The following is a 6,163-nucleotide window of genomic DNA, read 5'->3' as shown; positions in this document are numbered from 1 at the left end:
AACGACTGCGTTCGGCCTCCTGGAGGGGCGTTGGCGGCTGCTCCAACTTTCTTCGCTCAAATCCACACATTGATGTGCGCACCAACCCAACGTGCACGTAGCGGCGGCTTTCGTAGGATGGGTCGGGCGGCGTTCCGCGAGCGGAGCGAAACCCATGCGGTGGAGGTGGCACAAACCCTTAGGTGCCCGGAAATAGCCGTGCTTGAACGCTTGCATTAAAACCACAACAGCTAACGCAGACAGAGCCAATGAGTTCGCCCCTACGTCTCGTTTTCGAGTTCTTCCTTGAGTTCGCGCAGGTGCTTGTAGACGGTGGCGCGGCCCATGTTGAGGACGTTGGCGACGTAGTTGGCGGCGCTTTTGCCCTTGAACGCGCCTTCGGCGTGCAGGGCCAGGACCAGTTCGCGCTTGTGCTCGCGGCTGAGCAGGTTGAGGCCGAGCTGGCGCTGGCGCATCCAGTTGTGCAGGAAGGTGTTGATGCGCTCCTGCCAGTCGTCGCGGAACAGCGCGTCGGGCTGGGGGATCAGCTTGCCCGGGGCGAGGAACAGGTCCAGGGCTGCCTTGGCGCTTTCGAACAGCGAGATATTCAGGTTGATGCACAGCACCGCCAGCGGCTTGCCCTTGGCGTCCTGCAGCACGGTGCTGACGGAGCGGATCTTCTGCCCGTCCCAGTTGAGCTTCTCGTAGGGGCCGATGTTCCGCGCCTCACCGCCATCATCGAGCATGTCCTCCAGCGCCGCGTCGTCGCCGATGCAGCGCTTGGAGATGTTGTTGGCGATGTAGGCGACCTTCTGCGTGCGCAGGTCGTGCACCACCACTTCGGCATGGGGGAAGAACAGGGTGGCGATGCCGTCGGCTATGGCCCGGAAGTTGTCGAATGCCGGATCGGGACGAGGCGTCATGGAAGGCTCCGCAAAGGCTTGGCCGCGCCCCTTTGGCGCGGCCCGGCGAGTGTGGCGCAAAGCGCGCCGGGCGTCACCTGAGGCGGGCCGGGGAGAGCAGCGCTGCAGTCAGGCCGAAGCGGCCCAGGTGCTCCGGCAGCGGCTGGCGCAGGATCAGGCTGGCGCTGGCCTCGCCCATGGCGGCGGAGGTCTGGATGCCGTAGCCGCCCTGGCCGGCGACCCAGAAGAAGCCTGGCGCCTGGTCGTCGTAGCCGGCCACCAGGTCGCCGTCGGCGAAGAACGAGCGCAGCCCGGCCCAGGTGCGGGCGGGGCGACGGATGCTCATGTGGGTGTGCTCCTCGATCTGGTGGATGCCCATGGCGATGTCCAGCTCTTCGGGCTGTACGTCGTGGGCGTCCACCGGGTCGGCATTGGCGGGTGAGCCCAGCAGCATGCCGGCATCGGGCTTGAAGTAGAAGGATTCGTCCAGGCTCACCAGCGCCGGCCAGGCATGGCTGTCGACGCCTTCCGGCGCGGCGAAGATGAAGGCCGCGCGGCGTTTCGGTTGCAGGCCCAGGGGGCGTACGCCGGCGAGGGCGGCGAGGCCGTCGCACCAGGCACCGGCGGCGTTCACCAGCACCGGTGCGCTGAACTCGCCCTGGCCGGTGGTGACGCGCCACAGGTCGCCCTCGCGGGTGATGGCCTGTACGTCATGGCCGGTGTGCACCGTGCCGCCATTGCGGCGGATGCCGCGCAGGTAGCCCTGGTGCAGGGCATCGGTGTCGATATCGGCGGCACTGGGGTCGAGCATGGCGCCGAAGACCTTCTCGCGGCGGAGCACCGGTACCAGGGCGCAAGCCTGGTCGGCATCCAGCAACTGCACCTCGGCGACGCTCTCGCGGGCGCTGTCGAACTGGCGGCGCAGCTCGTCCGGGTCATCGCTGAAGTCCACCACCATCTCGCCACGGGGCGTGAGGATCGGGTGCTCGCTGAAGCCCTGCGGCGGGTTGTCGAAGAAGGCCCGGCTGGCACCGGTCAGCGCGCGCACCTGGGGCGTGCCGTAGGCGACGGTGTAGAGCGCGGCGGAGCGGCCGGTGGAGTGGTAGCCGGCGTGCTCTTCGCGCTCCAGCACCGCGACCTTGCCCTGGCGCGACAGCCAGTAGCCGGTGGAGGCGCCGGCGATGCCCGCGCCGATGATGATGAAGTCCAGCTGGTTCATGCCGACTCCTCGCACTTGAGGTGATAGAGCGCGTTGGCCAGGGCGACGTCTTCGAGGCCGAGGCCGATGGAGCGGAAGAATACCGGACGGCGGTAGTCGGGGCGCTGCGCGCGGTCGGCGAGCAGCTCGGGCAGGTCGCCACGCAGGGCCTCCGCGCTCCAGCCGTGCTGTTCGGCGGCGATGCGCATCTCGCCGGCGCTGCCGGGGGTGGTGGCGCGGTAGTCGCAGTAGACATCCATTTCCGCCAGGGCTGCCGGCGGCACTTCATGGGCGCGCGGGGCGTTGGTGCTGATGGAGGTGATCAGGGTGGCGCGGCCGAGTTGGCGTGGGTCCAGCACCGGGGCGGCGGAGGAGGTGCAGAGCAGGATCACCTCGGCGTCGGCCAGGGCGGCGTCCTGGCTGGCGCAGACCTCCACGCGCGGGTCGAGGGCGCGCAGGGCATCGGCCCGCTCGCTGTCCGGCTGCAGGCGTGGCGAATACACACGCACCCGTTGCCAGGGACGCAGCGCCAGGCAGTGGCGGATATGGGCGCGGGCCACGGCACCGCTGCCGATCACCGCCAGTTGCGTGACGCCGGCCGGTGCCAGGGCATCGACCGCCACGGCGGTGGTGGCGGCGGTGCGCTCGGTGGTCAGGGTGGCGGCATCGCAGAGCATCAGCGGCTGGCCGCTCTGCATGGACATCAGCAGGGTCCAGGCGGTGACCACGGCGCCGTCCGGGCGTGGCAGGTAGGGCGAGGTCTTGACCCCGTAGACCTGCTCGCGGGCGAGTACGCCGAGGTAGTTGATGAAGTCGCCGCCGCCGGGGAATTCCACCAGTTGCTGTGCTGGCTGCACCGCCTCGCCAGCGGCGAGGTCGAGGAACATGCGCCGCAGCGCCGCCTGCACATCGATGCGGGGCAGCAGGCGTTCGGCTTCAGCGGACGTGACGACCAGAGGGGGGACGCTGGACATGGCGGGGCTCCGATATAAACAATTTGTCCATATTGGAATTTATTGTCTTGATCGGCAATAGGCGGGCGACAGGGCGCAAGGAAATGACGCCTGGGTGAACATTCTTTCTGGGGGGAGGGTGGTTTGAGGGAAAGGAGAAGCGGTGGGCTGAAGCCCACCCTACGCCCACCCTGCGCCTACTCACTCTGGGTCTTTGTGGCTGCTCCAAGGGAGCAGAAATGAAAAAGGCGAAGCCCGGGGGCTTCGCCTTTTCTGTGCGCGGCAGCCGTGATCAGTGCTTGCGCGGCACCGACTTGAGCAGCTCGGCGGGCGGGGTTTCGCAGTTGATCTTGCGGCCCAGCAGTTCTTCGATCGGCGGCAGGGCGAAGGCGTCGTCCTCGCCGGCGAAGCTGATGGAGGTGCCGCTGGTGCCGGCACGGCCGGTACGGCCGATGCGGTGCACGTAGTCGTCCGGGTCTTCCGGCAGGGTGAAGTTGATCACGTGGCTGATACCGTCGACGTGGATGCCGCGGCCGGCGACGTCGGTGGCGACCAGTACGCGGATCTTGCCTTCGCGGAAGCCTTCCAGGGTCTTGATGCGCTTGTGCTGGGGCACGTCGCCGGACATCTGGGCGGCGCTGATGCCGTCCTTGGTCAGGCGCTCTTCGATGCGGCGCACTTCGTCCTTGCGGTTGGCGAAGACCATCACCCGCTCCCAGTTGTTCTGGGCGACGAGGTTGTAGAGCAGCTTGTACTTGTCGCTGCCGGCAACGGCATAGACGTGCTGCTCGACGGTGTCGCTGGCGACGTTCTCCGGCTCGATCTCGACGATGGCCGGGTCGACGGTCCACTGCTTGGCCAGGTTCATCACGTCGTCGGTGAAGGTGGCGGAGAACAGCAGGGTCTGACGCTCGCCCTTGTGCGGGGTCTGGCGGATGATCTGGCGGACCTGGGGGATGAAGCCCATGTCGAGCATGCGGTCGGCTTCGTCCAGCACCATCACTTCGACCATGTCCAGGTGCACGTCACCGCGCTGGTTGAAGTCCAGCAGGCGGCCGGGGGTGGCCACGAGGATGTCGCAGAAGCGCGATTCCAGCTGCTTGAGCTGCTTGTCGAAGTCCATGCCGCCGACGAAGCTCATGACGTTCAGGCCGGTGTACTTGGTCAGGGCCTGGGCGTCCTTGGCGATCTGCACCACCAGCTCGCGGGTCGGCGCGATGATCAGCGCACGGGGCTCGCCCATGTAGCGCTCTTTCGGCGGCGGGGTCTGCTGCAGCTGGGTGATGATCGAGATCAGGAAGGCGGCGGTCTTGCCGGTGCCGGTCTGGGCGCGGCCGATGGCGTCCTGGCCCTTGAGGGTGAAGCCCAGTACGCCCGCCTGGATCGGCGTGCAGTACGGGAAGCCCAGGTCATGGATGGCGTGCATCAGGGTCGGCGACAGCTTGAAGTCATGGAAGCGGGTCTTGCCTTCCATGGGTTCGACAACGAAGTCTTCCAGCTTCCAGGTGTCTACCGGCTTGGGCGCGCGCTCACGGCGCGGCTTGTCGGACCTGGGTTTGTCGCTGCGGGGTTTCTTCTCGGCGCGGGGGGCCTGCTCGGTGGCGGTGGCGGCAGCAGCGGCGGCGGGTTTCTCAGCCGGGGCGCGCGGCGCCTTCTTGGGCTGGGCGGGGGTTCTCTCGCTAGCGGAGCGAGTCGGGGCCTGGGTGGCCGGGGCAGTCGGGGCGACGCCGGAAATGGGCTCTTCGCCCTTGCCAAAGATTTTCTTGAGTGCTTTGAGCACGGTCATCTCGTCGATTGGTTAAGGAATGAACGGGCGCCAGTGTAAAGCAAGATGTGATCGCGGCGAAGTGCCCTGGCGTTTTGCCGTGGCCGGCCGCTCTGTTCCGGGCGTTGCGCGGGGTAGGAGGGGCGCCGCCCCGGTGTCGGGGCGGTGTGGGGCGGGGGTTATTCGCTGGGCAGGCTGGCCAGCAGCAGGCGCTGGACGTTGCCGCCCATGATCTTGGTGATGTCGCCTTCGCTGTAGCCGGCTTCCTGCAGGCCCTGGGTCAGCTGGGCCAGGCCGGTGGTGTCGAAGGGCGCGTGGATGGTGCCGTCGAAGTCCGAGCCGAGGGCCACGTGCTCGACGCCCACCAGGTCGCTGGTGTAGCGGATGGCTTTGACGATGGCCTTGACCGAGGTGTCGCACACGGCGGTTTCCCAGTAGCCGATGCCGATCACCCCGCCGGTGGCGGCGATGCGCTTGACGTGGTCATCGCTGAGGTTGCGCGGGCCGGGGCAGGTGCCTTCGACGCCGCCGTGGGAGACCAGCACCGGGCGCTCGGCCATTTCCAGCACGTCATCGATCAGCGCGCGGGAGGCGTGCGCCAGGTCGATGATCATCTTCTTCTCTTCCAGGTGGGCCACCACGCGGCGGCCGAAGCGGGTGAGGCCGCCCTTTTCCATGCCGTGGGCGGAGCCGCCGACTTCGTTATCGAAGAAGTGGGTCAGGCCGGTGATGCGGAAGCCGGCGTCATACAGGCGGTCGACGTTCTCGATCTTGCCTTCCAGCGGGTGCAGGCCTTCGGTGGCGAGGATGGCGGCGACGCGATTGGGGTCTTTCTTCCAGGCGGCGATGAAGGTCTCGAAGTCGGCGCGGGTGCGTACCTGCACCAGCTTGCCGTCGCTGCCCTTGGCGGCGGCGGCGAGTTTCTCACCTTGGTACAGCGCGCGCTCCAGCAGGCTGGTCCAGGTACGCGGTGGCCAGCGTTGGGCCATGGCGAGCACGGTGATGTTGTCGCTGTCGTCGTCGTTCCTGTCGTAGTTGATGCCGCGCGGGGTCTTGGTGACGGTGGAGAACACCTGCAGGGCGACCTTGCCTTCCAGCAGGCGTGGCAGGTCGCTGTGGCCGAAGTCGTGGCGCTCCAGCAGGTCGCGTTGCCAGAGCAGGGCGTCGTCGTGGAGGTCGGCGATGAAGAGTTTTTCGTGCAGCTTGTTGGCCGCTTCGCTGGCGACGTAGGGGGCTGGGGATTCGACGCTGTTCATCTTCCGGTCGAGGACGCTGGGCAGGCTGAAGAACACCGCCAGGCCGATCACGACCAGTACCAGCAGGATCAGGAGTTTGCGCATTGAGGGAGCATCCGGGCTTCGTTGTT

At 67.3% G+C, this 6,163-nt stretch carries 5 protein-coding genes; all 5 read right to left on the bottom strand.

The annotated features are described in order from the left end of the window. Nucleotides 1–260: 260 nt before the first annotated feature. Nucleotides 261–902, bottom strand: coding sequence for a transcriptional regulator (locus tag OEJ36_RS01910; protein ID WP_263400161.1), 642 nt, complete (start codon nt 900–902; stop codon nt 261–263). Nucleotides 903–975: 73 nt separating this feature from the next. Then, nucleotides 976–2,100, bottom strand: coding sequence for an NAD(P)/FAD-dependent oxidoreductase (locus tag OEJ36_RS01905; protein ID WP_263400160.1), 1,125 nt, complete (start codon nt 2,098–2,100; stop codon nt 976–978). Continuing rightward, on the bottom strand, nt 2,097–3,053 hold the full coding sequence (locus OEJ36_RS01900; RefSeq protein WP_263400159.1) for an ornithine cyclodeaminase family protein: 957 nt from the start codon (nt 3,051–3,053) through the stop codon (nt 2,097–2,099). Before OEJ36_RS01900 ends, OEJ36_RS01905 begins: the two co-directional genes overlap by 4 nt. A gap of 271 nt (nt 3,054–3,324) precedes the next feature. Then, on the bottom strand, nt 3,325–4,812 hold the full coding sequence (gene rhlB, locus OEJ36_RS01895; RefSeq protein ID WP_263400158.1) for an ATP-dependent RNA helicase RhlB: 1,488 nt from the start codon (nt 4,810–4,812) through the stop codon (nt 3,325–3,327). A gap of 164 nt (nt 4,813–4,976) precedes the next feature. Then, complete coding sequence (locus OEJ36_RS01890) at nt 4,977–6,137, bottom strand: dipeptidase (RefSeq protein ID WP_263400157.1); 1,161 nt, start codon at nt 6,135–6,137, stop codon at nt 4,977–4,979. Nucleotides 6,138–6,163 lie beyond the last annotated feature (26 nt).

It is taken from the genome of Pseudomonas sp. PDM13, from assembly GCF_025685765.1.
Classification (GTDB): domain Bacteria; phylum Pseudomonadota; class Gammaproteobacteria; order Pseudomonadales; family Pseudomonadaceae; genus Metapseudomonas; species Metapseudomonas solani.
This window is presented reverse-complemented; position numbering and strand designations above follow the sequence as displayed.

Bases quoted from the DNA above. Each gene is read 5' to 3' on its own strand.
- OEJ36_RS01910 (WP_263400161.1), bottom strand. From the start codon at position 902: ATGACGCCTCGTCCCGATCCGGCATTCGACAACTTCCGGGCCATAGCC.
- OEJ36_RS01905 (WP_263400160.1), bottom strand. From the start codon at position 2,100: ATGAACCAGCTGGACTTCATCATCATCGGCGCGGGCATCGCCGGCGCC.
- OEJ36_RS01900 (WP_263400159.1), bottom strand. From the start codon at position 3,053: ATGTCCAGCGTCCCCCCTCTGGTCGTCACGTCCGCTGAAGCCGAACGC.
- OEJ36_RS01890 (WP_263400157.1), bottom strand. From the start codon at position 6,137: ATGCGCAAACTCCTGATCCTGCTGGTACTGGTCGTGATCGGCCTGGCG.